Annotated in this window: 24 protein-coding genes and 1 tRNA gene; 17 read left to right on the top strand and 8 right to left on the bottom strand. The window is 68.7% G+C overall.

The genetic code is table 11. The features are described from left to right. Window positions 1–33 precede the first annotated feature (33 nt). The gene (locus ACLHG5_RS03765) at window positions 34–345 is read right to left on the bottom strand and encodes a hypothetical protein (RefSeq protein ID WP_411317904.1); all 312 of its coding nucleotides are present in this window, start codon (window positions 343–345) and stop codon (window positions 34–36) included. Window positions 346–554: 209 nt separating this feature from the next. Between ACLHG5_RS03765 and ACLHG5_RS03760 the strand changes: the two genes are divergently transcribed. The 4 genes from ACLHG5_RS03760 (at window position 555) to ACLHG5_RS03745 (ending at window position 4,225) form a co-directional block, all read left to right on the top strand. Then, on the top strand, window positions 555–1,475 hold the full coding sequence (locus ACLHG5_RS03760; RefSeq protein WP_411315533.1) for a J domain-containing protein: 921 nt from the start codon (window positions 555–557) through the stop codon (window positions 1,473–1,475). A gap of 63 nt (window positions 1,476–1,538) precedes the next feature. Next, entirely contained in the window at window positions 1,539–2,357 is an 819-nt protein-coding gene (locus tag ACLHG5_RS03755; RefSeq protein WP_411317903.1) for a type II CAAX prenyl endopeptidase Rce1 family protein, read from the top strand. Between the two features lie 103 nt (window positions 2,358–2,460). After that, window positions 2,461–3,159 carry an endonuclease/exonuclease/phosphatase family protein gene (locus tag ACLHG5_RS03750; RefSeq protein WP_411318405.1) on the top strand — a complete coding sequence of 233 codons (699 nt, stop codon included), beginning with the start codon at window positions 2,461–2,463 and terminating at the stop codon, window positions 3,157–3,159. Between the two features lie 43 nt (window positions 3,160–3,202). Then, window positions 3,203–4,225: an epimerase gene (locus ACLHG5_RS03745; protein WP_411317902.1), complete on the top strand. Its 1,023-nt coding sequence runs from the start codon at window positions 3,203–3,205 to the stop codon at window positions 4,223–4,225. Window positions 4,226–4,319: 94 nt separating this feature from the next. Here the strand turns inward: ACLHG5_RS03745 and ACLHG5_RS03740 are convergent, their stop codons facing one another. The 3 genes from ACLHG5_RS03740 to ACLHG5_RS03730 all read right to left on the bottom strand — a co-directional run bounded on the left by ACLHG5_RS03740 (window position 4,320) and on the right by ACLHG5_RS03730 (window position 8,452). Beyond that, on the bottom strand, window positions 4,320–5,990 hold the full coding sequence (locus ACLHG5_RS03740; RefSeq protein ID WP_411317901.1) for an alpha-amylase family protein: 1,671 nt from the start codon (window positions 5,988–5,990) through the stop codon (window positions 4,320–4,322). A gap of 193 nt (window positions 5,991–6,183) precedes the next feature. Beyond that, window positions 6,184–7,053 carry an aldo/keto reductase gene (locus tag ACLHG5_RS03735; RefSeq protein ID WP_411317900.1) on the bottom strand — a complete coding sequence of 290 codons (870 nt, stop codon included), beginning with the start codon at window positions 7,051–7,053 and terminating at the stop codon, window positions 6,184–6,186. Between the two features lie 67 nt (window positions 7,054–7,120). After that, a complete protein-coding gene (locus tag ACLHG5_RS03730) occupies window positions 7,121–8,452 on the bottom strand; it encodes an LCP family protein (protein ID WP_411317899.1) in 1,332 nt (443 codons plus the stop codon). Window positions 8,453–8,645: 193 nt separating this feature from the next. On the opposite strand from ACLHG5_RS03730, the gene ACLHG5_RS03725 reads away from it, so the two are divergent. After that, window positions 8,646–9,056, top strand: a complete 411-nt coding sequence (locus ACLHG5_RS03725; protein ID WP_411315539.1) for a hypothetical protein — start codon at window positions 8,646–8,648, stop codon at window positions 9,054–9,056. A 47-nt stretch (window positions 9,057–9,103) separates the two neighbouring features. Further along, complete coding sequence (locus tag ACLHG5_RS03720; RefSeq protein WP_411317898.1) at window positions 9,104–9,526, top strand: VOC family protein; 423 nt, start codon at window positions 9,104–9,106, stop codon at window positions 9,524–9,526. A 52-nt stretch (window positions 9,527–9,578) separates the two neighbouring features. Here the strand turns inward: ACLHG5_RS03720 and ACLHG5_RS03715 are convergent, their stop codons facing one another. Beyond that, window positions 9,579–9,725, bottom strand: coding sequence for a hypothetical protein (locus ACLHG5_RS03715; RefSeq protein WP_411317897.1), 147 nt, complete (start codon window positions 9,723–9,725; stop codon window positions 9,579–9,581). A 424-nt stretch (window positions 9,726–10,149) separates the two neighbouring features. Here ACLHG5_RS03715 and ACLHG5_RS03710 point away from each other — a divergent pair, with 424 nt between their 5' ends. Beyond that, window positions 10,150–11,559: a DUF222 domain-containing protein gene (locus tag ACLHG5_RS03710; protein ID WP_411317896.1), complete on the top strand. Its 1,410-nt coding sequence runs from the start codon at window positions 10,150–10,152 to the stop codon at window positions 11,557–11,559. A 21-nt stretch (window positions 11,560–11,580) separates the two neighbouring features. Here ACLHG5_RS03710 and ACLHG5_RS03705 read toward each other — a convergent pair whose 3' ends face one another. Next, window positions 11,581–12,807, bottom strand: a complete 1,227-nt coding sequence (locus tag ACLHG5_RS03705; RefSeq protein WP_411317895.1) for an FUSC family protein — start codon at window positions 12,805–12,807, stop codon at window positions 11,581–11,583. A gap of 310 nt (window positions 12,808–13,117) precedes the next feature. Then, window positions 13,118–13,203, bottom strand: a tRNA-Leu gene (locus tag ACLHG5_RS03700). Between the two features lie 201 nt (window positions 13,204–13,404). Between ACLHG5_RS03700 and ACLHG5_RS03695 the strand changes: the two genes are divergently transcribed. From ACLHG5_RS03695 to mshC, 5 genes are all read left to right on the top strand, one after another. After that, on the top strand, window positions 13,405–14,748 hold the full coding sequence (locus ACLHG5_RS03695) for a M20/M25/M40 family metallo-hydrolase (RefSeq protein ID WP_411315544.1): 1,344 nt from the start codon (window positions 13,405–13,407) through the stop codon (window positions 14,746–14,748). Between the two features lie 56 nt (window positions 14,749–14,804). Continuing rightward, a complete protein-coding gene (locus ACLHG5_RS03690; RefSeq protein ID WP_411315545.1) occupies window positions 14,805–15,668 on the top strand; it encodes an undecaprenyl-diphosphate phosphatase in 864 nt (287 codons plus the stop codon). Between the two features lie 190 nt (window positions 15,669–15,858). Continuing rightward, the gene (locus tag ACLHG5_RS03685; RefSeq protein ID WP_411315546.1) at window positions 15,859–16,578 is read left to right on the top strand and encodes a GAF and ANTAR domain-containing protein; all 720 of its coding nucleotides are present in this window, start codon (window positions 15,859–15,861) and stop codon (window positions 16,576–16,578) included. 76 nt (window positions 16,579–16,654) lie between these two features. After that, a complete protein-coding gene (locus ACLHG5_RS03680; RefSeq protein WP_411316315.1) occupies window positions 16,655–17,377 on the top strand; it encodes an ANTAR domain-containing protein in 723 nt (240 codons plus the stop codon). Window positions 17,378–17,463: 86 nt separating this feature from the next. After that, complete coding sequence (mshC, locus tag ACLHG5_RS03675; RefSeq protein ID WP_411317894.1) at window positions 17,464–18,735, top strand: cysteine--1-D-myo-inosityl 2-amino-2-deoxy-alpha-D-glucopyranoside ligase; 1,272 nt, start codon at window positions 17,464–17,466, stop codon at window positions 18,733–18,735. A 48-nt stretch (window positions 18,736–18,783) separates the two neighbouring features. Here the strand turns inward: mshC and ACLHG5_RS03670 are convergent, their stop codons facing one another. Further along, entirely contained in the window at window positions 18,784–19,848 is a 1,065-nt protein-coding gene (locus ACLHG5_RS03670; RefSeq protein ID WP_411315548.1) for a proteasome assembly chaperone family protein, read from the bottom strand. A gap of 123 nt (window positions 19,849–19,971) precedes the next feature. Between ACLHG5_RS03670 and ACLHG5_RS03665 the strand changes: the two genes are divergently transcribed. The 5 genes from ACLHG5_RS03665 to ACLHG5_RS03645 are packed head-to-tail and all read left to right on the top strand — an operon-like array spanning window position 19,972 to window position 24,743. Continuing rightward, window positions 19,972–20,682 carry an HAD family hydrolase gene (locus ACLHG5_RS03665; RefSeq protein WP_411317893.1) on the top strand — a complete coding sequence of 237 codons (711 nt, stop codon included), beginning with the start codon at window positions 19,972–19,974 and terminating at the stop codon, window positions 20,680–20,682. Window positions 20,683–20,720: 38 nt separating this feature from the next. Further along, entirely contained in the window at window positions 20,721–21,764 is a 1,044-nt protein-coding gene (locus tag ACLHG5_RS03660; protein ID WP_411316316.1) for a tRNA (adenine-N1)-methyltransferase, read from the top strand. Window positions 21,765–21,823: 59 nt separating this feature from the next. Further along, window positions 21,824–22,726: an FKBP-type peptidyl-prolyl cis-trans isomerase gene (locus ACLHG5_RS03655; RefSeq protein ID WP_411317892.1), complete on the top strand. Its 903-nt coding sequence runs from the start codon at window positions 21,824–21,826 to the stop codon at window positions 22,724–22,726. Window positions 22,727–22,744: 18 nt separating this feature from the next. Continuing rightward, complete coding sequence (locus tag ACLHG5_RS03650; RefSeq protein WP_411317891.1) at window positions 22,745–23,773, top strand: helix-turn-helix transcriptional regulator; 1,029 nt, start codon at window positions 22,745–22,747, stop codon at window positions 23,771–23,773. Continuing rightward, window positions 23,766–24,743 carry a helix-turn-helix transcriptional regulator gene (locus ACLHG5_RS03645; RefSeq protein ID WP_411317890.1) on the top strand — a complete coding sequence of 326 codons (978 nt, stop codon included), beginning with the start codon at window positions 23,766–23,768 and terminating at the stop codon, window positions 24,741–24,743. The genes ACLHG5_RS03650 and ACLHG5_RS03645 overlap by 8 nt, the downstream gene beginning before the upstream one ends. Window positions 24,744–24,766: the final 23 nt, after the last annotated feature.

The following is a 24,766-nucleotide window of genomic DNA, read 5'->3' as shown; positions in this document are numbered from 1 at the left end:
CGGGGCGTTCGACGAAACAGGGGTTGCGTCGGCTCAGCGCCGAGCGGTCTCCCCGCGAAGCGAGAGGCGCTGTGCGAACCCGACGGTCCACAGAATGACCGCTGCCCCGACGGCGAACACCGCGACGGGGCCGAGACCGAGAGCGCTCACGATCGCGAAAGCGAGGAGGAGCGCGATGCCGACGAGCGGGCTCGTCAGTCGGGTGTTGACGTCGGCGAGCACCCGCGCGTTGCGCCGAGCGACGACGGAGCGTGCTCGTGCGGGAGGCGCGACGCTGGCGCGCCCAGCGGAGTCGTGACGATCGAGGCCCCGAGCCCGATCCAGAGTTGCCGTGTTGATAACCATCGATGTCCCCCAACGAATACGGTTCGAGGCAACACTACGCTGCTGTGGCGGCACCCTCTGCCCCCCATTCGCGTCAGAATCCGGCGCGGGCCTGCCGCGACCCGGAGCCGAGCGAGCACGGGCGACCCAGGTTCGCTTCGATAAAGTCGCTCACGACCCATTGCCTGACGCGCCGGAGCACCGTTCCCCGCGAGACCCGGAAGACACGGATGCCTGACAGCCCGATTTCGGCGACACCTTACGAGGTGCTCGGCGTCGCGCCCACCGCGACCGACGACGAGCTCAAGCGCGCCTACCGGCGCGCGCTCCGCGAGGCGCACCCTGACACCGGGGGAGACGCGGCGAGATTCAACGCCGTGCAGACCGCGTGGGAGCGCATCGGCACCCCCGCCGGCCGGGCGATCTACGACCGCGTCGGAGCCACGCGGGAGGAACCCCATTCGTGGGCGACCCCGCGCACGTCGTCGAAGCCCACCGACACGCGACCGCGCGCGCGCTCCTACGGGCATCCCGGGGGCTGGCGGCGCGAGCGCTACCTGACCCTCATCCGCGAGTGGGCCGGGCGGGGGGCCGTCGTCGAGGATCCCTACGACCCCGCGCTCGTCGCGAGCGCCCCGCGCGAGATCCGCCACATCCTCGCCGATGCCCTCGCCGAAGAGGCGACCGCTCGTGCCCTCACCGATCTCGGCATCGGGTTCACGGCGTGGCACGATGTGGCGACGGGAGCTCCCGACGAGAAGATCGACCACATCGTCCTCGGGCCGACCGGACTGTTCGCGGTGCTGTCGGAGGACTTCGGCGGGCCGGCGCGCCCGAGACGCGGCGAACTCATCGGAGACGCCCTCGCGGGCGAGAAACCCTTCGAGTCGCTCGGTCGACGCGCCAAGATCATCTCCAAGGCGGTCGGCGTGAAGTTCACCGTTCTCGCGATCGTGCTCCCCGACGACGCCCTCGAGGAGGCGTTCTTCGTGCTCGGCAAGTCCCGCGGTGCCCAGACGGTCGCGGTGCGGCAATCGCACCTGCCGATCCTCTTGCGCGACGGCCTGCCGGACTCGCCCCTCTACGGCGGCACCGAGCTCTTCGAGGTGCGCACGCGCCTGCAGTCTGGTGTGCGCTTCGTCGCACCCTGACGCGGCGGCCGAGGTGACGCGGCGGCCCAGGTCGCGTGGCGACCGGGATGGCATGCTTGTGGAGTGACAACGACTCTCGCCACAGAAACCCTGCCGCGCCTGTCGTGGAAGTTGCTCCCCGCCCTCGGGATGTGCGCATCCGCGGTTCTGCTGTTCGCCGTGCAATTCACGACCGTGGGCTACATCACCCTGTTCGTGAGTCTCGCGGCCGCATTCCTCGTCGATCGCGAGCTCGGCAAAGACCTCGCGCTCATCGCCGTGGGGCTGCTCATCATCAGCACGATCTCGCTCGAAGCCGACATCAGCTACCTCAACATCCTCATCATGGGCACGGTGCTGACGCTCGCGGTCGCCGTGCCGTTCGTCATCGACCGCTACGTCTACCGGCATCGCACGATCGTCTTCCCGGTGCGCACCGGAAAGAAGTGGTCGACGTTCGAGCGCACCTACCTCGCGCTCGTGCTCTTTCTCGGATGGGCCATCCTGCCCTTCTACTTCATCGGGTCGGGGTCCTACGAGAACTGGCCGGCCATCCGCGCTCCCGACGAACTCGCGCGACTCTTCGTCGGCGTCAACGCCGTGGGACTGTGGGACGAGCTGTTCTTCATCTGCACGATCTTCGCGGTCTTCCGGCGCCACTTTCCGATGTGGCAAGCGAACGTGCTGCAGGCGATCATCTTCGTCTCGTTCCTGTGGGAGCTCGGATACCGCAGCTGGGGCCCCGCCCTCACCATCCCCTTCGCGCTCCTGCAGGGTTTCATCTTCTCGCGCACCAAATCGCTCACCTACGTCGTGTGCGTGCACTTGCTCTTCGACCTCGTCGTGTTTCTCGTGCTCGTGCACGCGCACAATCGCGAGTGGCTCCCGATCTTCATCTATTGACGTCTGCCGTGCGCTGCGCGCGCGCTCACGAAGGTCATGTGAACGGCGTGCATAATGTCGGAGGCCACTCTGACGGCCGATCATCCGAGGAGGTCGCGACGTGATCCGCGTCATCAGCTACAACCTGCGCAAGAACCACGCGAGCGGCGAGCTCAGCGCGCTCGTCGACTCCGTCGATCTCGACATGCTGTGCTTGCAAGAGGTCGACACCGTCGATCTGCCCGCCGAACTCGGCCCCCTGCACCTCGCCGACTCCACCAAGCGCAACCGCCTCGGCCTCGCGATCTACTATCGCCGCGACCGGTTCGCCGCCGTCAAGACCGAGGCGTTCGCGCTCAAGAAGTCGCTGCACGATCGCATCCTCGCTCCCGCGCACGAGAGACTCATCGGCACGAAGCTGCTCGACGAGGCGACGGGCCGCGAACTCATCGTCGCGTCGTTCCACGCCGCACCGCTCACCGCCCTCAACTCGCTGCGGCGCAACCAGATCCGTGCGGCTCACGCCGAGCTGCGGGGCCTCGGCGACGGACTCCCGACCCTCATGGTCGGTGACTACAACTACCCCTACTTCCAGAGCAACCTCGACCGCCGTGTCAAGGAGACCGGGTACGACCTCTCGCTGAGCGACACGACGACATACACGCGATACAAGTTCTATCGCGGTCACTTCGACTTCGTCACCTCGGTGGGTCTCCACATCGACAAGGTCGAAACGCTGCCTGCAGGGGCATCCGACCACATGCCGATCCTCGTGACGACCGACTACGCCACGACGCACGTTCCCGCGACCGACCACGGCTGAGTGTCGCGTCGAGCGGTGAGCGCGAGGGTCATACTCTGAACGAGTGAATGATTCTGCGCCGACCGCCGTCATCGCCGGAGCATCCGGATTCATCGGCTCCCGCCTCGTCGCCGACTTCACGGCCGAGGGCTACCGGGTCGTGCGAATCGGGCGGGCGGGCTCGGGCGTCGCCGTCAGCGGCGACGCGGCGCCGGAGGATGTCGCGTGGTCGGACGGCGCGGCCGTGCGACGCGCTGTCGACGGCGCCGAGATCGTCGTCAACCTCGCGGGCAAGAGCGTCAACTGCCGCTACACCGACCGCAACCGCGACGAGATCCTCAACTCGCGACTCGACACCACCGGTCAGCTCCGCGAGGCGATCGCCGCGAGCGCGACACCGCCCCGGGTCTGGCTCAACGCGAGCACTGCGACGATCTACCGCTACTCGCTCGACCGTCCGATGACCGAGAGCGGGGGAGAGCTCGGCACCGGGTTCTCGTCCGACATCGCCCGCGAGTGGGAGGCCGAGTTCTTCGAGGGCGACCTGCCGGGCACGCGTCGGGTGGCGCTGCGCATGTCGATCGTGCTCGGCGACGGCCCCGCGACATCCCTGCTGCTGCGCCTCGCGAGGCTCGGTCTCGGCGGGCCGCAGCTCGACGGGTGGTGGTTCGGGCACCGACGCTACCGCGGCATCGGGCAGCACCCTTCGGGCGACGGCACGGCTCCGCGGCACCGGTCGCGGGGGCGACAGAAGTTCAGCTGGGTGCACATCGACGACGTCGCGGCGGCGGTGCGGTTCATCCGCGACACCGACGGTGTGTCGGGGCCCGTCAACGTGACGGCACCGAACCCCATCGACAACCGCACGCTCATGCGCTCCTTGCGCCGGGTCGTCGGGGCGCGCGTCGGACTGCCCGCGTTCCGCTGGATGCTCGAACCGGCGATGTTCGTGCTGCGCACCGAACCCGAGCTCGTGCTCAAGAGCCGCTGGGTGCTGCCCGGGAGACTCGCCGCCCACGGCTTCACCTTCGCGTGGCCCGAGTTCGAGCCCGCGGCGGCCGACGCCGCCGACCGCACACGGCACTGAGGCCACCCGCGCGCCACGCGCCACCCGCGCGCCACGCGCCACCCGCGCGCCACACGGCACCCGCGGCAGCAGCCCGAGCGAACGAGCGAGCGCGCTAGACGAGCCGCTTCTCGCCCGGGCGGATGACGCGCCACCAGCGCTGACCGTAGCCCTCGAGTTCGACCGACATGCGTCCGTTCTCGATCGGGCGCGGCACCGGATCGTCACCGAGCATGTCGACGACGACGAAGCCGTCGGTGCCTCCCTCGACGCCGCTCCCCGTCAGGTCGAGGTCGAGGCTGCGGCCGTCGGGAGCGAAGTTGTGCGCGGCCACGAAGAGTCCGAGGCTGCTCTCGACCGAATGGGCGAGCACGCACGCGTGCGGCTGGTCGAGAACCGCGAAGTCGCCCCACCCGATCTCGGGTGCCGATCGGTACGCCCGGGTTAGCCTCGACATGAAGGCGAGAAGCGACGTGTCGTCGTGCCGCTGCTGCGCGACGTTGATGTGCTCGGGCGCATTGCCTCCGGGCACGACCCCGGGCACGAGGTCGTCGGCGTCGGCGTTCGAGAACCCGCCGTTGGCATCGCCCGTCCACTGCATGGCCGTGCGAACGGCACTGCGGCTGCCCGAGATCGTGGGGTCCTCTCCCATGCCGATCTCCTCGCCGTAGTAGAGCACGGGGGCACCCGGCAGCGAGAAGATGAGGCTGTAGACCATGCGGATGCGGCGGGGGTCGCCGTCGAGCATCGGGGGGAGCCTGCGCGTGATCCCGCGCCCGTGGATGCGCTGGCCGGGCTCGGGGGCGAACGCGTCGAAGACCTCGTTGCGTTCGTCCTCGGTCAGCTGGTCGAGGGTCAACTCGTCGTGATTGCGCACGAAGTTGCCCCACTGGTTGCCTCGGGCGAGCGCCGGACGGGCGAGGAGTGCGTCGCGCAGCGGCGTGGCATCCTGTCTCGCGAGAGCGAGGTAGAGCTGCTGGTTGGCGACGAAATCGAACTGCATCGTGAGCTCGTTGCCGTCGTCTTCGCCGAAGAACAGCAGTTGCTCGTCGTAGGGGAGGTTGACCTCGCCGAGGAGCACGCCGCTGCCACTGCGGCGCGTGACATAGCCGCGGAGCGCGCGGAGGAACTCGTGCTCGGCACCGTCGGCCGTGTCGATGAGGCTCGGCACGGCGTCGACGCGGAAACCATCGACACCGAGCTGCAGCCAGAACCCGATGACCTTCGCGATCTCGTCGCGCACGACCTGTTTCTCGGTCGCGAGGTCGGGCTGATGCCGATAGAACGTGTGCTGGTAGTACTGACCCGCCTCGTCATCCCATCTCCACACGCCGTCTTCGACGTCGGGGAACATGTTGGCGGGCTGGTCGTCGGGCACATCGTCGCGCCAGTTGTAGAACTCGCGGTAGCGACTCGTGCGGTCGGCGCGAGCCTGCTGGAACCACGGGTGCTGGTCGCTCGTGTGATTGACGACGAGGTCGACGATGACACGCATGCCGCGATCCTTCGCCGTGCGCATGACCTCCACGAAGTCACCGAGGTGCCCGTAGCGCTCGTCGGCGCCGTAGTAGTTCGAGATGTCGTAGCCGTTGTCCTGGCGGGGCGACTCGTAGAACGGCGCGAGCCACAGGCACGTCACCCCGAGTTCGGCGAGATGGTCCAGGCGGTGCGCGAGCCCCTCGAAGTCGCCGACGCCGTCGTCGTTCCAATCGAGGTAGGTCTGCACATCGAGGTTGTAGAACACCGCGGTCTTCCACCAGAGGTCGCTCGTGTCGGTCAGTCTCATCGGGGGCTCCTCGACGTTCATGGGGCTCGGGTGTGGCTGTGTCGTGCGGACGCGTCGGGCCCAACCCTACGGATGCGGGCGCCGAAAGCCCTGAGTACCGCGCGGGGTCCGGCACGAACGGTGGCCTCCGCCGCGCAGAACGGCCCCCACCCTCAGCGGGTGGGGGCCGTGCGGCTCGCGGTCGGTCGGGAGATCAGACCGCCGCGGTGAGGGCGTCGAACTCCTCGTCGGTGAGCGTGACGGTGGCGCCGGCGACGTTGTCGTCGAGGTGCGCGACCGACGACGTGCCGGGGATCGGCAGCATCACGGGCGAACGCTTGAGCAGCCACGCGAGCGCGAGCTGCGACGGAGTCGCGTCGTGCTTCGCGGCGAGCTCGGTGAGCGGTCCGCCGTCGCCGACGAGCTGGCCCGTCGCGAGCGGGAACCACGGGATGAACGCGATGTCGTTGGCTGTGGCGTAGTCGAGCAGCGGCTCGGCGGAGCGATCGGCGAGGTTGAAGAGGTTCTGCACCGAGGCGATCGTCGCGAACTCCGATGCGGCCTTCAGCTCGTCGACCGAGACCTCACTCAGGCCGATGTGGCGGATCTTGCCCTCGTCTTGCAAGGCCTTGAGCTCACCGACCTGGTCGGCGAGAGGCACCTGAGGGTCGATGCGGTGCAACTGGAAGAGGTCGATGCGATCGAGACCGAGGTGGCGGAGGCTCTTCTCGGCCTGCTGTCGGAGGTACTCGGGGCGACCGACGGGACTCCACTCACCCGGACCCGAGCGCGTGAGCCCCGCCTTCGTCGCGACGACGATGTCGTCGGCGTAGGGGTGGAGCGCCTCGCGGATGAGCTGCTCGGCGACATCCGGGCCGTAGGAATCGGCGGTGTCGAAGAACGTCACCCCGAGCTCGGCGGCGCGACGCAGAACCCGAACGGCTTCGGCGGGGTCGCGGGGGTCGCCCCACACGCCCTCGCCGGTGAGCTGCATCGTGCCGTAGCCGAGGCGCACGACCGGCAGGTCGCCCCTGATGGAGTAGGTGCCGGATGCCGCAGCAGAGAGTTCGGTGTTGGTAGTCATAGGGGACGGTAACGGGAGCGCTCCCGTGACCATTCCTGTCGGGGACGACGTCCAGTCCACTCCCAGGTCAGCCGTTGGCTTTCGCGCACGTCTCCTGTGCCGCGGTCTGGCCGGTCGCCCCCGCGATCGGAACGTCTTCGGGGTCGGTCGCGGGATCGGTCGGGGAGCCGCCCGAGGGGGAGGGGTCGGGCGACGGGCTCGCCGAGGCATCCGGAGTCGGCTCCTCGGTGTCGGGGGCCGCCGGCGTCGACGGATCCTCGGGGCTCCCCGGGCTCTCGGGGTCGGCGGGGGTCTCGGGCGACGGCGGCTCGACGACACCCACGGCGCCCGAATCGAGCCCGACCGGGAGGCCCGCCGCGATGCGCTCGAAGAGGGCGTCGGCCGAGCTCGTGATGGGGAACACGCGTGACGGGTTGTCGATACCGGGGGCCGCCGGGTATTTCACGAAAGTGATGTTCTCGAGGGGGATGTCGCGGAAGACGAGAGCCATCGCCGCGAGCGTGTTGACGTTCTTGAGGTTCTCCGACACCGTCATGTTGCGCGAGGCGGCGTCGGCGAGGGAGAACACCTTCGTGAAGTCGGTGAGGGTCTCCTCGGACTTGATCTTGCGCATCATCGACGACAGGAACGACTGCTGGGCTCCGATGCGCCCCGTGTCGCTTCCGTCACCGATGCCGTGCCGGGTTCGTAAGAACTGGAGAGCCTGCTCGCCCTCGACGCTGTGCAAGCCCGCGGTGGGGAGGTCGAGGCCGGAGAAGGGGTCGAAGATGGGCGCGTCGATGCAGACATCCACCCCACCGATGGCGGAGCTGATCTGTCGAACGCCTTCGAACGTCATGATGGCGCCGTAGGGGATCTCGACACCCGTGAGGGCTGTGACCGTGAGGGCCGTGCACGGCAGACCGCCGTAGGTGAGGGTCACGTTGATCTGCTGGGCCGACATCGCGTTGTAGGTTCCCGAGCCGTCCTCCCGCGGACACGGGGGGATCGGCACGATGAGGTCGCGGGGAAAAGTCACGGCGACCGCTGACTGCTGGTCGTCGGCGACGTGCAGGAGCATCGTGAAGTCGTTGAGTTTTTCGGTGCGGTCGGGGCACCCGCCCGTGTCGACGCACTCGTCGCTCCCGACGATGAGCATGTCGAAGCCGCCCTCGAACGCACCGAGACCCACGACGGGTGCTGCGGCATCCTCCCCGGGGAGGGCGACCGTTTCGACATTGCCCGCGAGCCTCGCGGCGGTGATCGCGGTGACGGAGACCGTCGCGACGAGGAGCACGGCAGCTGCCATGGCGATGACCCGGACGACGGCCGACGCGCCTCGAGACGTGCGCAACATGCCGTGTCTGGCGATCGGCGCGGCACGGTCGGGCGTCGGAGCTGGAGGAGTGGTGCGAGTCACAGGCGTCCCTCGGGTCGTCGAGTCGGTCGGGCCTCGCCCGCCGATCGCGCCGGGGCACGTGTCTCCCGCCGCGCGGTCACCCTATCGACAACCGGGGGCCGAGACTCACGCCGGCTCGGGCGGGTCGACGATTGCGGAGCTACCCTGGTCGGCACCGGATGGCGCGCCCGGCGCCCGCGAGAGGACCCGAGACATGGCATCGAACGTCACGACAGACGAGCGCGGCGACCTCATCTCCTCGTCTCGGATCACCGATCTGGGGCCCGGCGAGATCTTCGTGTTCGGCTCCAACGCATCGGGGCATCACGGCGGGGGAGCCGCGCGCATCGCCCACGACAGGTTCGGCGCGGTGTGGGGCGAAGGCCGAGGGCTCCACGGCGGCAGCTACGCGATCGACACCATGAGCGGGCTCGCGACCATGACAGCGCAGATCGCGGCATTCCTGACATTCGCGGCAGAGAACCCCGACCTCACCTTCCTCGTGACCGAGATCGGCTGCGGAATCGCCGGATACGCGCCAGCGGATGTCGCACCCGCGTTCTCGGGCGCCCCGAGCAACGTCGCGCTGCCGGCATCCTTCGCGCGCATCGTTCGGGGAGGGTAGGGGCACTCGTCGTCGCCCGTGTCGGTGGGCGCCGGTAGAACGGTTGCATGACCGACACGACGACCGATTTTCCGACACTGCGGCTGACCGCGATCGACACCCCCGACCCCCGCGGTCTCGCCGAGTTCTACCGCCGACTCCTCGGCTACCGCTATCGCGCGGGAGACGAGCCCCGAGAGGGCGAAGGGACCCCCGAATGGCTCGTGCTGCACGGCGACGCGGGCGAGAAGCTCGCGTTCCAAGTCTCGCCCGGTCTACCCCGAGCGCAGTGGCCCGAAGGCACCGTTCCGCAGATGATGCACCTCGACCTCACCGTGCCCGACACGGCGGCGCTCTCCCGGCAGCACGACCGCGCACTCGCCCTCGGCGCGACCGTTCTGCTCGACCGGTCGAACGACCCCGAGGAAGAGTTGTACGTCTACGCCGACCCGAGCGGACATCCGTTCTGCATCTTCGTCTCGGACCAGTAGGCGATCGAGGGGGAGCGCTGTGCGTTCGGTGCTGTGACTGCCGACAGCGCCGTCAGTGGCGAGTGAACGAGGGCACCCAGCACCGCACGCGCTCTCGATAGCGGCGGAAGTCGTCGCCGAAGCGCCGCTCGAGGTCGGTCTCCTCGAGCGGGCGGATGAGGTAGTTCCACACGAGCGACCCCGCCACCGCGTAGAGCACGACGAGCCACGACGACGCGATGAAGCCGACCGGCGACGCCCTGCGCGATCCCGGCGACAGCCATGGGGTTGCGAACGAAACGATACGGACCCACCACGACGAGGCGGTTCGCCATAGCCGCCGGAAAAGGGATGCCGCCACCGAGCGTCGGCATCGACACCGCGGCCCACAGTCCGAGCCCGCTCGCGAGCACGAGGAGGCCGACACCGACCGCCGACACGGCGGGCGCGAACTCGACGGCGAAACCCCAGCGCCGCTCCGCGACGCTGATCCCGAGCGGGCGAGGTGTGCCGAAGAGTGTGGGTGGGGCGGGCACACCCCTCCTCCCGACTGTCTTCTCCTCCCCACCCCGTGTGGAGAACCCGCTCTCCGCAGACGATTCGTTCTTCTTTCGAACACGCGTTCGATTCGGGAGAATTGATGCATGCCCACCCTCGCCGCCTCCCTCCTCGATCGGGCCGCTGTGGTCGCCGATCTCGGTGGCACGGCGAAGTCGATCGCGGCTCTCGGCCACGCTGATTTGTCGGCGGCTGTCGAGGCGGTGACCGCTTTGCGGCAGTGTGTCGATCAGTTCGCTGCCGTCATCGCGGGGGAGGTGGCGCACCGGTCGCGCCCGGAGCTCGGTCACCAGGGTTTGGCCCAACAGGCGGGTTTCGTGAGCCCTGTTGCGATGATTCAGCGGGTTGCGCACGTGAGTCGCATCGAAGCGACCCGGCTTGTCGAGACGGGCGCGCTCCTCGCCGAGGCCGAAGCCGCGGCCGAGCTCGCCGCCTCTGCGGGTTCCGCCGACCACACCGCACCGGTGCCGGGAGAGCGCTGGCGCGAGGTTCTCGCGGCAGCCGTGCGGGAGGGAACCCTGTCGCTCGATGCTGTCGACGCGATCCGGCGGGTGTTCTCCGACATCACCCATGTCGACGACGGTGTTCTTCGCGCTGCGGCGGCAGAACTCGTCTTGGCCGCTGCCGGGTTGACTCCGGACCAGGTCCACCGCCGTGCGAGGCAGGTGCGTGATCTCCTCGATGCTGACGGGATCGAGCGTCGGGAGAAACAGCACCGCGACCTGCGGACCGTGCGCACCTGGTGGGACGCCACCACTGGAATGCATTGCGGGTCGTGGCGGCTCGCTCCGGAGGATGGTGCTCTCGTCGCCGAGGCGTTTGCGCAGATCCTGTCACCGCGGCGGGGTGGTCCCCGGTTCGTCGCCCCGGCCGCGCGTGCGACCGCGGAGGAGCTGCTGAACGATGGCCGCACCGACGAGCAGGTCAGTGCCGACGCGTTCGTCGACCTCGTGAGACTCGCCGTCGACGCAGACCCGGGCACCCTGTTCGGCGGGCGCCGCCCGGCCGTGCGGATCGCGGTGACCGCGGACCGGCTCGAGAACCGCACCGGCCCCGGGTTCCTCGAGGGAACCTCCGACACCGTGTCTGCTCCGACGATCGAACGGTCGATCTGCAACACCGGAGTCATCAGCGTCGGCTTCGACCGCGACGGCCAGTGCGTGAACGTCGGACGGGACCGGCGCCTGTTCACGGAACGGCAACGCATCGGGTTGACGGTCAGAGACGGCGGATGCCGGTTCCCCGGGTGTGAACGTCCGCCGTCGTATTGCGAGGCCCACCACATCAACCCGTGGGCTGGTGTCGAGGGCCGCACCGACATCGCCGACGGCATCCTGCTGTGTCGGAGGCATCATCTGCTGATTCACGACAACCGGTGGCAAGTGCACCGAGACCGAGCCGACTACTTCCTACGACCACCACCGGACGTCGATCCGGGGCGGGTGTTCATTCCGATGCCGTCCCGGAGCCCGGTCACCCAGGAGATCGCCGTGTGAATCGAGGCAGCGAAATCTTGCTCAGCCAACCGGTTTCGACGACGCCGGTTCATCGCCGTCCTCCTTGCCAGCACTGCCAATGCCACTGCCGCTGCCACTGCCACTGCCACTGCCTTGACGCAATCGCTCTCCCACGAGTGCACTGATGCGCCGGACATCGAAGATGACCGACCCGATCGCCTCATCGGGAATCGTCGCCGGCCGGGGCCGCCGCGAGAACGCCTCCTCGAGCTCACGGATGGCATTCTCGACATTCCGCGTCGCACGCACCGAACTCGCCGTTCCCTCTGATCCGGTCGTCCCGGTCGTGTGCACCGACCTAGCCGACTCCGAATCCGCTCTGCGCTCGTCATCCCACTCCGACACCAGATCAGCCGATGCCTCGAGCACCGCCGCAAGCGGACCACGCAACTCGGAACCCAACGTGGGCGCCACCCGTGACACGTCACCACTGAGCGATTCCCCGACGTTGACCACCCTGCTCCGCAACCACCGCAGCGTCTGAAGGTCGTCGTAATCCTTCTGCGAATCGTGACGGTTCCACCGCGACCGGAGGTTCAACCGTCGGCTCTTCCGCGCTTGCACGGCGAGATCGTCAGCCTGCACGAGCTCCTCATAGAGGGCATCGGTGTGCTGCTTCCACCGCAAGTCGTCAGCGCGCCGGTCGTCAGCGAGCTGCGAGCCGATATCGCGCAGACCCGACGCCGTCTGCACCCGCAGAGCCGAGATACGTCCCGCCGACATTCTCGAATACAGCGGAGGAGCCACCAGGAGGTTCACCGCGAGCCCGACCGCCATCCCGATCGCCATCTGCACGATGTAGCCGAGCGAATAGGACTCAGCATCGGTTCCCCCGACGACGAGGACGAACAGGGCCGTGATGGGAACGTAACTCCGTCCGGGGCCGAGCGCACGCACACCCGAAAGAAGCACACCCACCCCGACAGCGATCGGCACACTCCAGGGCGTCGGACCACCGAGCACGATGATGAGCCACGCGAGACCGATACCGCTCGCGAGAGCGACCGCCGTCTGCACACTCGTGCGCACCGACCCCGCGATCGTCGGCATCATGCTCACGAGTGCACCGAGCGGAGCGTAGTAGGAGTAGTCCTCGACCGCACCGGGAACAAGGCCGCCCACGATCCACGCGAGACCTGCGGCGAGCGCCGTCTTCGCCGCCAGGATGAGGCGCCACGGCCGCACCGCATCACGCACCTCCGAAGCACCCCGGCGCCACAGACTCACGGGGCGCCTCGCCTGACGACTCACGGGGCGACGCACGGGTCGACGTCACGACACGCGAACGGGGGAGGGCACACGACGGCGGCAGACATCCGACGAGTCTAAGGAGCACCCCACCTGCGAGGCCGGGGATCGGAGACCCTTGACACACCCGCTCCAAATCGAGCGAAGCCGACACCCACGGCCCCGCACTTCGACCGAACAGTGCCGATCCGACCGCCTGCCGAAACAACACAGGGCCGCGACGATCAGATTCTGATCGTCGCGGCCCTGTGTCCGAATCGGTCCCGGCCATCAGGCCGGACCATCGCTGTGCGCGAAGGGGGACTTGAACCCCCACGCCCTAATACGGGCACTAGCACCTCAAGCTAGCGCGTCTGCCATTTCCGCCATCCGCGCGCATCCGGCAGATTCTGCGAAATCTCTTCCGCCTCAACTGCCGACGGTCGAGAATAGCACGCACACGGCACCCCGAAACAACTCGACCCCCACGACCCCCACCGGCACCCGCCGCGCACCCGCCGAACGGCCATCGACCGCCCACCCAGCAGCCACCGGCACCCGTCGAGCACCCCGGGCCCAGTCGCTATCGTGGGGCGTATGCCTTCTGACACCTCGACCCCTGCCGGCACCGAGCTCGACGACCACGGCACCCCCCTCGACGAGACCGCGATCATCGCCCGCGACCTCATCCGCTTCGACACCACCAACTACGGCGAAGGCCGCTCCCACGGTGAAGCGGATGCCGCCGCCTACCTCGAAGCCAAACTGCAGGGCCTCGGTCTCACCCCCCGGCTCTTCGAATCGGAACCCGGACGCGTCTCCCTCGTGACCCGCATCGAAGGACGCGACAGCTCGCTCCCCGCCCTCGTGCTCCACGGACACACCGACGTCGTCCCCGCCGACCCCGCGAACTGGAGCGTCGACCCGTTCGGCGGCGTCATCAAAGACGGTCTGCTGTGGGGGCGCGGCGCCGTCGACATGAAGAACATGGACGCCATGATGCTCACCGCGATGAGCGACATCCTCGGCAGCGGCAAGCAGCCCCGCCGCGACATCATCGTCGGATATTTCGCCGACGAAGAAGACGGCGGCAAACTCGGCTCCCACTTCCTCGTGAACGAACACCCCGACCTGTTCGCCGGAGCGACCGAAGCGATCAGCGAAGTGGGCGGATACTCGATCACCCTCGAAGGCGAACGCGCCTACCTCCTGCAGACGGCGGAGAAAGCCCTCGTCTGGATCAAACTCGTCGCCCGCGGCACCGCCTCCCACGGCTCCCGCGTGATGTTCGACAACGCCGTCACCAAACTGGCCGAAGCCGTCGCCACCCTCGGTCGCCGCGACTGGCCGATCACCATGACCGACACGACCACCGAACTCGTCTCCGAGCTCGCCCGCATCTTCGACCAGGACGTCGACGTGGTCGGCCCCGACGAACTCGCCATCCGCACCGGAACAGCGGCGAGCTTCATCCGCGCATCCCTCCGCACGACCACCAACCCCACACTCGTGAGCGGCGGGTACAAGCACAACGTCATCCCCGACACCGCCGAAGCCCTCATCGACATCCGCACCCTGCCCGGCCAGGAGGACGCCGTGCTCGCCGAAGTGCGCGAACTCCTCAGCGACGACATCGAGATCATCGTGATGCACAGGGACGTCGGTCTCGAGAACCCGACATCGGGCCCCCTCGTCGACGCGATGACATCCGCTCTCCTCGCCCGCGACCCCGGTGCGAGCGTTCTGCCCTACATGCTCAGCGGCGGAACCGACAACAAGGCGCTCTCGCTCCTCGGCATCACCGGTTACGGCTTCGCACCACTCAAACTGCCCCCCGAGATCGACTTCCCCGGGATGTTCCACGGTGTCGACGAACGCGTGCCGCTCGACGCACTAGTGTTCGGCAGGCAGGTTCTCGGCGACCTGCTGCTCGACTACTAGCTCGCGACCCCGAGCCCGCGAGCACGACCGGCGACAACAGGAACGGCTGCACCCGCGTGGGATTCTTCGAAGCGATCATCCTCGGCCTCCTCCAGGGCCTCACCGAGTTCCTCCCGGTGTCGTCGAGCGCACACTTGCGCATCGCGGGGGAGTTCCTCCCGTCGGCGACCGACCCGGGGGCGACCTTCACCGCGATCACCCAGTTGGGCACCGAAGCCGCGGTGCTCGTCTACTTCTGGGGTGACATCACCCGCATCATCGGCAAGTGGTTCCGCCACTTCGGTGCGCGCCGACTCCCCGCCTCGGACCCGCGCCACATCGCCCGCGGCGACTCAGACGTGCGGATGGGCTGGCTCATCATCATCGGCACCGTTCCCATCGTGCTCGCGGGTTTCTTTCTGCAGGAGACCATCCGGTCGAGCTTCCGGTCGCTATGGCTCGTCGCGATCGTGCTCATCGTGTTCGGAATCATCCTCGGCGTCGCCGACCTCTACGGTCGCCGCACCAAGAACCTCACCGACCTCACCTACCGCGACGGCCTGCTCTACGGCGGAGCCCAGATGCTCGCCCTCATCCCCGGCGTCTCCCGGTCTGGCGCGACCACGACGATGGGCCGCGCTCTCGGTTACGAGCGCCCCGCCGCCGCGCAGTACGCCTTCCTGCTCGCCGTTCCCGCCGTCTTCGGCAGCGGGTTCTATGAGCTCTACAACAGCATCACCGAACCGGATGTCGGCAGTCCGTTCGGTTACCTCGAGACCGGTGTCGCCACGATCGTCGCGTTCGGTGTCGGCCTCGCGGTCATCGCCTTCCTCATGAACTACATCAAGACCCGCTCGTTCATGCCCTTCGTGATCTACCGCATCGCCCTCGGCGGCACCCTCCTCGTGCTGCTCGCCACCGGAGTCCTCGACCCCCTCTGACCCGAGCCCGCACCGACCGCGACCGGCGCCCACGGTGCCCGCGATGCCGGCCGTGCCCCCGATGCCCTAATCTGGGCACGGCCGATAGTCACGCTCGATCCGTTCCGACCCGTTCCGCCCGTGTCGAGGCGCTCCGGCCCGTCTCGACCGAGGTCGAACCGATCCACCACACACGAGGGGAACGCCGCTGTTGACCGAGACCCGCGCGTTCGAGGCCGCCAAACGCCACCTGCGTGACGAGAGCAGAGCACACGAAGACCTGTGCGAACCCCTACTGTCGGTCATCAACGTGACGGGAGCATCCGTCACCGTGCTCGGTGACGCTTCACAGTCGACCGTGTGCGCGAGCGACGACACCGTGCTGAGGCTCGACCAGTTGCAGATCGACCTCGGCGAGGGGCCGAGCTGGGTGTCTCTCTCGACTCGCACACCCGTTCTGGTGCACCAGTTGGACGACGACGGCTCGAAGGATTCCGCCACGGCGGGTCACAGCGCCTGGCCGGTCTTCCAGAAAGCGGCACGCACCGAACCCGCCACCCGCGGGGTCGCGTCGATGTTCGCGTTCCCGCTCATCGTCGGCCGACTCGGCATCGGCGCCATCGACTTCTACTCGAGCACTCCTCACTGCCTCACCGACACGGAGGTCAGGCACGCTCGGGAACTCGCCGACCTCGCCGCGTGGCAGGTCATCCGCCGTCTGCTCGACGACGACGTCGACGACTTCGGCGCCCACCTCGCTCAGCGCGAGATGCACCAGGCCACGGGGATGATCCTCGCGCAACTCGAGATCACCCCCGACGACGCCGCACTTTTGTTGCGCGCGCACTCTTTCGCGACCGGACGCCCCGTTCGGGATGTCGCCCGCGACGTCATCGCTCGACGAATCGACTTCAGGACGAATCGTGAGTGACGCGACCGGCCGCGAGCACGAACTCCGCTCCCTCCGCCCGCGCACCCGCGAGACCACCCCCGAAGGCACCCGCGACATCACGGCCGACGCTCCACCGTCACGGGAGCGACGCCTCACCTCAGCGTTCGTGACCCTCGCCGACACTCTCGTCGACGACTACGACGTGTTCGACCTCCTCGACACGCTCGTGCACACGTCGGCCGATGTGCTCGACGCTCAGGAGGCCGGACTGCTGCTTGCCGACGCTTCGGGAACGCTGTCGGTCGTCGCGTCGACGAGCGAACGCAGCCATCTGATCGAGATCATGCAGCTCGAAGCCGGGGCCGGTCCGTGTGTCGAGTGTTTCGTCACGGGTCGCCCCGTGGATGTCGCCGACATCTCGGAGGTCGCCGACCGCTGGCCGGCGTTTCACACCGCCGCCGCCGCTCAAGGCATTCGCGCCGTTCACGCTGTGCCGCTGCGTCTGCGCGACACCGTCATCGGTGCCCTCAATCTGTTCCGCACGGTCACGGGCGAGCTCGGGGAGGCCGACATCGCGGCGGCCCAGGGGCTCGCGGATGTCGCGACCATCGGCATCCTGCAGGAGCGCCGACACAACCGAAGCGAGGCCACCGCCGAGCAACTGCAGAGTGCGCTCGAGAGCCGCGTGGTGATCGAACAGGCGAAGGGTGTTCTCGCCTACCGCCACGACCTCGACATGGACGCGGCGTTCGTGAAACTACGCACGTACGCGAGAAACAACAGCCTCTCGTTGCGGTCGGTCGCCGACGCGATCGTGGAGCGCTCGCTGCGCCTGTAAGGCACGACGCGCGCCCGCGACTCGCGACGCGCGGCGCTTCACTCCTCGTGGTCGGCGCGCTCCCGCCGCTCGCTTAGGCTGAACGGATGCACTCGTGGAACCGACCCCAGGTTCCCCGCGTGCCCGGAACCGGCCCCGTTCCGACGCTCTTCGACACCGCGACCGGATCTCTCGTCTCCGCTCCCGGCACTCCGACGGCCACCCTCTACGTGTGCGGCATCACGCCGTACGACGCGACCCATCTCGGGCACGCCGCCACGTACCTCGCCTTCGACACCCTCGTGCGCACGTGGCTCGATGCCGACATCCCCGTCGTCTACGCCCAGAACACGACGGATGTCGACGACCCGCTCCTCGAGCGTGCGACCGCGACCGGTGTCGACTGGCGTGAGCTCGCGGCGTCGCAGACCGACCTGTTCCGCGGCGACATGGCCGCGCTCTCGATCATCCCGCCCGACCATTTCGTCGCCGTCACCGAGATGGTCGACGAGATAGCGGATGCCGTCGCCGAACTCGTCTCGCGCGGGTTCGCCTACGAGGTCCCCGCATCCGATTCCCTCGGCGCCGTGCCCGACCTCTACTTCGACAGCGCGGCCGCCGACGCCGACACCGCGTGGTCGTGGGGCGCCGAGAGCCGACTCGACCGAGAGACGATGCTCACCCTCTCCGCCGAACGCGGGGGAGACCCCGACCGCGCGGGCAAACGCGACCGGCTCGACCCTCTTCTCTGGCGTGCCGCTCGCGAGGGCGAACCGCAGTGGTCGACCGCGCTCGGCGCCGGTCGCCCCGGCTGGCACATCGAGTGCTCGGTCATCGCGACGCGCCACCTCGGTGACACGATCACCGTGCAGGGCGGAGGCTCCGACCTCGTCTTTCCGCACCACGAGTTCTCGGCGGCACACGCGACCGCGCTGAGCGGCGCGACGTTCGCTCGCATCTTCTCGCATGCCGGCATGGTCGGCTTCGACGGCGAGAAGATGAGCAAGTCGCTCGGCAACCTCGTGCTCGTCTCGCGCCTGACCGCCGCGGGGGTCGACGCTCGCGCCATCCGCCTCGCCCTTCTCGACCACCACTACCGGGCCGACGCCGAGTGGACGGACGACGTTCTCGCGCGCGGCACCGGCCGGCTCGACCGGTGGCGGGAGTGGGCGAGCACCGCCGACGCGACGACAGCGTCGGAGCCGGACGACCTTGTCACAGACGACCTCGTCGCGGGCATCCGCGCAGCCCTCGCCGACGACCTCGACACGCCCGCGGCCCTCCGCGCGGTGGACTCGGCCGTCGACTCGGGGGCTCCCGCGACGCGGATGTCCGTCACCGCGATCCACGCCCTTCTCGGCGTCGACCTCACGGCCTAGCGACACGGCCTAGCATCACGGCCCAGCGCCGGGGCCGAGCGTCACGTGTCAGTCCTTGGGGCGCCAGGGCGGGGTTCCGCTCGGCGAGCCGCCGGGAGCACCACCGTCGGGCTTGTCCTCACCCTTGCCGTCGCCTCGGCCGTCACCCTTGCCGTCGCCTTTGCCACGCAAGTACTTCTCGAACTCCTGCGCGATCGCTTCGCCGCTCGCCTCGGGGGAGTCCACAGTGTCGCGCGCTTGCTCGAGCTGCTCGATGTAGTTCGACATGTCTTCGTCTTCGCTCGCGAGGGCGTCGATCCCGCTCTCCCACGTCGCCGCCTCGTCCACGAGGTCACCGCGCGGGATGACGACATCCAGAATCTCCTCGAGCTTGTCGATGAGCGCGAGCGTCGCTTTCGGAGAGGGTGCGTTGTGCACGTAATGCGGCACCGACGCCCAGATCGACAGGGTCGGAACCCCCGACTTCTCGGCCGCCTCCCCGAGCACCGAGAGGATGCCGACGGGCCCCTCGTACGAGCTGCGTTCGACCCCGAGCTCCGCACGCACCGTCGCGTTCTCCGACGTCACGAAGACCGAGATGGGTCTCGTGTGGGGCACGTCGGCGAGCATCGCGCCGAGCATCACGATCCCGGTGACGCCGGCGTCTTTCACCGTCTCGAGGATCTCCCGCGTGAAGCTCTTCCACCCGCGTGACGGCTCCGTGCCGAGCAGGAGGTAGATGTTCGACCGATCGGCCGTGCCGACCGTCATGTCGCCGTCGTCCTCCTCGAGCGCGGGGGTACCGAGTGCTGAGGGGTCGTCATCGACTGACCCGGCGCCCGCGTCAGGAGCGCCGGCACCAGCGACATCCGACGACCCGGTCGGCCCGGTGGGCCCGAAGACCGTCACGCTCGGCCAGACGAGCAACCGTTCGCCGTCGTCATCCGCCGTCACGAGGGGACGGTTGAACTGGTAGTCGAAGTAGTCTTCCGACTCGACCTCGATGATGGGGGAGAGGTCGAGGAGGTCTTTGAGAGTGCGGACCGCGTTGCTCGCCGCCTCACCCGCGTCGTTCCACCCCTCGAATGCGACGACGAGCAGTCGCCCGCTCAGCAGTCCCGAGCCATCAGTCACGAAGATCCTCCATCGACGGGCTCGACGGCCCGTGTACACCGTCTGACAACACTAGTTGCCCGCTTGCGCACCCCACGCTCGTGCGCGAGGCCCGACACCGGGCCGCCGGTACTATGAGTCACCGTGACTGATTCGACCCCGACCACCCCCTCCTCGTCCACGGCGACCCTCCCCGAGGCGGTGCTCTGGGACATGGACGGCACGATCGTCGACACCGAGCCCTACTGGATGCGCGCCGAGACCGAGCTCATCGAGTCCTACGGCGGCACGTGGACCCACGACGACGGCCTCACCGTCGTCGGCATGGGCCTCCGCGACGCCGCGACGATCTTCCAGTCGCGCGGGGTGACGCTCGCGGTCGACGACATCATCCAGTGGATGACGACCCGCGTTCTCGAGCAAGTGGCCGTCGAGGTTCCGTGGCGGCCGGGTGCTCGCGAGCTCCTCGCCGACCTCCGTGAGCACGGCGTGCGCACTGCCCTCGTCACGATGTCGGTGCACCGCATGGCTGTTCAGATCGTCGAGGCGATCGGGTTCGAGGCGTTCGACGTCGTGGTCGGCGGCGACGACGTGGAGCTGCCGAAACCCCATCCGGCTCCCTACCTCCATGCCGCAGCCCTCCTCGGCGTGCCGATCGAGCGGTGCGTCGCGATCGAGGACTCCGCTCCCGGGCTTGCCTCGGCCGTGGCCTCGGGTGCCGCGACGATCGCGATCCCGCTGCACGCCGCGCTCCCCGACGACGGCACCCACACGCAGTGGACGACTCTCGCGGGTCGGTCGACGAGCGACATCGCCGCCGTGTTCTCCGCCCACACCGCGGCGGCGATCGCGTGACCGACGAGACCCCCGACACCGCCGAGACCCCCGCGGCGATGCGCCGCCAGAGCGGCCCCTTCCTCCCCGGCGACCGCGTTCAGCTCACGGGCCCCAAGGGCAGGCTCAACACCATCTCCCTCGAGCCCGGCGAGATCTTCCACACCCACCGCGGCGGAGTGAACCACGACGACGTCATCGGCAAGCCCGACGGCTCGGTCGTTCTCGGCACGACGGGCGAGGAGTACCTCGCTCTGCGTCCGCTGCTCAACGACTTCGTCATGTCGATGCCGCGCGGCGCCGCCATCATCTACCCGAAGGACGCCGCGGCGATCGTCGCGTTCGGTGACATCTTCCCGGGCGCGACCGTCGTCGAGGCGGGTGTCGGGTCGGGTGCCCTCAGCCTGTGGCTCCTCCGCGCGATCGGGCCGACCGGTCGCCTGCACTCGTTCGAGCGCCGCGAGGAGTTCGCCGATATCGCGCGTGGCAACGTCACGAGCTTTCTCGGGGCGACACCGACGAACTGGTCGGTCACGGTCGGCGATCTCGTCGAAGAACTGCCGTCCACCGTCGAACCCGCGTCGGTCGACCGTGTCGTGCTCGACATGCTGGCCCCGTGGGAGTGCATCGACGATGTCGCCGACGCCCTCACGCCCGGCGGTGTGCTCGTCTGCTACATCGCGACGGTGACCCAGTTGTCTCGCGTCGCCGAGGCGATCCGTCGCACGGGCCTCTTCACCGACCCCGACTCGTCGGAGACGATGATCCGCGGATGGCACGTCGAGGGCCTCGCGGTCCGCCCCGACCATCGCATGGTCGCCCACACGGGGTTCCTCCTGAGTGCGCGGCGTCTCGCGCCGGGCGCGGTGCTCCCGCAGCTCAAGAGGCGTGCCTCGAAGACCGATTTCTCCGACGAGGATGTCGAGGCGTGGACACCCGGGGCGCTCGGCGAGCGGAGCGCGACAGACAAGAGGTTGCGCAAGGCGGCACGGGCGGCGCAGACCGCCGCCGATCTCGCCATCGCGGCCGAGGCGGCAGCGACGACGGGCTCCGCGACCGCAGCCGAGCCCACGCCCGAGCCCGAGACGCCGCCGAATCAGTGAGCCTCGCATCGACACCTAGACTTGACCGGTCGACTCCCGAACACCGAAAGAAGGCCGTCGTGCGCAAACTCCCCGCGCTCATCGTCGCGTCGAGCATGCTCGTCGCCCTGTCCGCGTGCAGCACGGCGCCGTCGACATCCGATTGCTCGGTCACCGAGGGGGAGACCTCGAGCCTCATCACCGCGACCGGCGACTTCGGCACCGCTCCGCAGGTCAGTTTTCCGCAGCCGCTCATCAGCACGGGTGTCGAGAGTTCGGTGCTCATCCCGGGTGACGGCACCGTGCTCCACGACGGTCAGCCCGTCATCATCGAGGCCACGATTCTGAGTGGAACCGACGGAACCCCTCTGCAGACCACGGCGTACGACCCCGCGGGCGGAAGCCTCTTCACGGTCGGAAGCGACGGTCTCGCGGCCCTCGGTGAGGGCCTCGAGTGCGCCGAGGTCGGGTCGCGCGTGGCCATCGTGGCCCCCGACGAGGCGGCGGAGGGCAGCTCCTCCGAACCGATCGTCTTCGTCGTCGACGTCATCGAGGCCTTCGAGTCGCGTGCCGACGGTGTCGACCAGTTGCCCGTCGCGGGCATGCCCGCGGTCGTCACGGCTCCCGACGGCACCCCCGGCATCACGATCCCGAACTCCGAGGCTCCGAGCGACTACCGCACGTCGGTTCTCAAGCAGGGTGACGGCGAGGAGGTCGGTGAGACCGACGCCGTGATCGTCAAGTACACGGCCATCAACTGGGACACCGACACGGTCGCCGAGTCGAGCTGGACGTCGGGGAGCGCCGCGTTCCTCCAGCTCGGGGGTGGCCAGGTGAGCGAGGGTCTGAGCCGCGCGATCGCGGGCCAGACGGTCGGTTCGCAAGTGCTCGCGGTCATTCCCCCCGACCTCGCGGGCGTCGGTGGCGCCCCCGCGGCAGGCACCCTCGTCTACGTCGTCGACATCCTCGGCACGGTCGGCTGAATCCGATCGTGGGTCTCCGTGTCCGCTAAAGCACCCCGGGTGCCCGTCGAGGAGCGACTCTTCAGCCTCGTGCTCGCTCTGCTCTCCACAGAGACCGGACTGACCAAGAACGAGATCCTCTCGACGGTGCAGGGGTACCGCCAGCGCTTCGACCGTTCCGGCGACAACGCCAACCTCGAGCGGCAGTTCGAGCGCGACAAAGACGACATCCGCGACCTCGGGGTGCCTCTCGAGACGATCGATTCGCCCGGGCAGGCCGGAAACAACCAGAGTCTGCGCTACCGCATCCCGCGCGGGAGCTACGAGTTGCCGTCGGACGTCGTCTTCTCGCCCGAGGAGCTCACGCTTCTGGGTCTCGCGACGATGGTGTGGCGTGAGGGGTCGCTCTCAGCCGAGTCACGCCGCGCCCTGCTCAAACTGCGTTCGCTCGGCGGTTCGGCCGACGTTCCGGTGCTCGGCTACGCCCCGCGCGTGCGCGTGCGCGACGCCGCCTTCGACCCGATCGACTCGGCGCTCGAGAAACACCAGATCGTGCGCTTCTCCTACCTCAAGCCCGGCGAGACGGATGCGAGGGTCCGCACGATAGTTCCCCTCGCGCTCATCCAGCACCAGGGCCGCTGGCACGTGAGCGCCGAGGAGGCCGAGACCGGAGCTCGACGCACCTTCCTGCTCAGTCGGATCGTGAGCGGCGTGGTCGCGACCGGCCGCACCTTCGAACCCCGCGAGGGCGATCATCCCGCCGAGGCCCTGCGCGAACTCGAAGCGGTGTGGGCATCGAATTCGGCCGTCGTCGAGGTGCGACCGGAGTCGGATGCCCGGGCCCGCCTGTCGAAGCGCCGCGGCACGTCGGTGCGGCCCGACGGCTCCCTCGAGCTCCACTACAGCGACGCGAACATCCTCGCCGACGAGCTCGCGTCGTTCGGCCCCGAGGTCTTCGTGCTCTCACCCGAGGGTCTGCGCGCGGCGGTCATCGAGAGGCTCGACCGCCTCGCAGCCGACCACGCGCCGCTTGCAACAGACGCCGACCGGGAGGTGCCTCGTGGCTGACCGTGTTCCGGCGCAGCTCGCGACCGACAAACTCGCGTTCCTTCTCTCGCTCATCCCCTGGCTCATGGACCACGACCAGGTGTCGGTCGCCGACGCCGCCGCGCACTTCGGCGTTCCCGAAGCGCAGATCCGCGCGTCGGTGCGACTCATCGCCGTGTCGGGTGTACCGGGGGAGACGAGCCAGTACCAGCACGGCGACCTCTTCGACATCGCCTGGGACCGCTTCGAGGAGCACGACGAGATCGTCATCACCAACCTCGTCGCGATCGACGACTCACCGCGATTCTCGGGGCGGGAGGCAGCGGCGCTCATCGCGGGGCTGCAGTATCTCTCGGCGCTCCCCGAGAACGCCGACCGCGCCGCGATCGACTCGCTGCTCTCGAAACTCGCCCGAGGGTCGTCGTCGGCACCGAGCCTCGTGGCCGTCGAGTCGTCGGCCGCCGATTCGGCTCTCGCGACCATTCGCGACGCCGTGCGCGCGGGGGTCGCGGTCGGGTTCGACTACATCAACGCGCGCGGCGAGCACGAGCAGCGACTCGTCGACCCTCTGCGCATCGAGTCCGTCGACACCGACTGGTATCTGCGCGGCTGGGACCACTCGCGCGAGGCCGTGCGCACGTTCCGCCTCGACCGCATCTCGCATTTGCGAGCGACGACGGAACCGCTGCGACGCACCGCGAGCGACGTGCCCCTTCCCGAGAAACTCTTCGAGGGGTCGAGCGACGACCTCCCCGTGACGATCGAGATGGCGAAGGGCGCAAGCTCGCTCATCGCCGACTACCTCGCCGACGATTCGGTCACGACGACCGTCGGCGATCGCGAGCGCACGACCATCAGGGTCACCCACTATCACGGGCTCAAGCGCCTCATCGCGGGGCTGCCCGGGCTCGTGACCGTCGTCGAGCCCGCCGAGGCACGCGCGATCGTCGAGCAGTGGGCGACGGATGCCGCCGCGCGTTACGCCCGCTGAGGGGCGACGTGCAGACGATTCCT

It is taken from the genome of Marisediminicola sp. LYQ85, from assembly GCF_046600695.1.
In the GTDB taxonomy this organism is placed as follows: Bacteria; Actinomycetota; Actinomycetes; order Actinomycetales; family Microbacteriaceae; genus Marisediminicola.
Note: the sequence above shows the minus strand (reverse complement) of the source record. Positions and strands in the feature narration are given on the sequence as shown.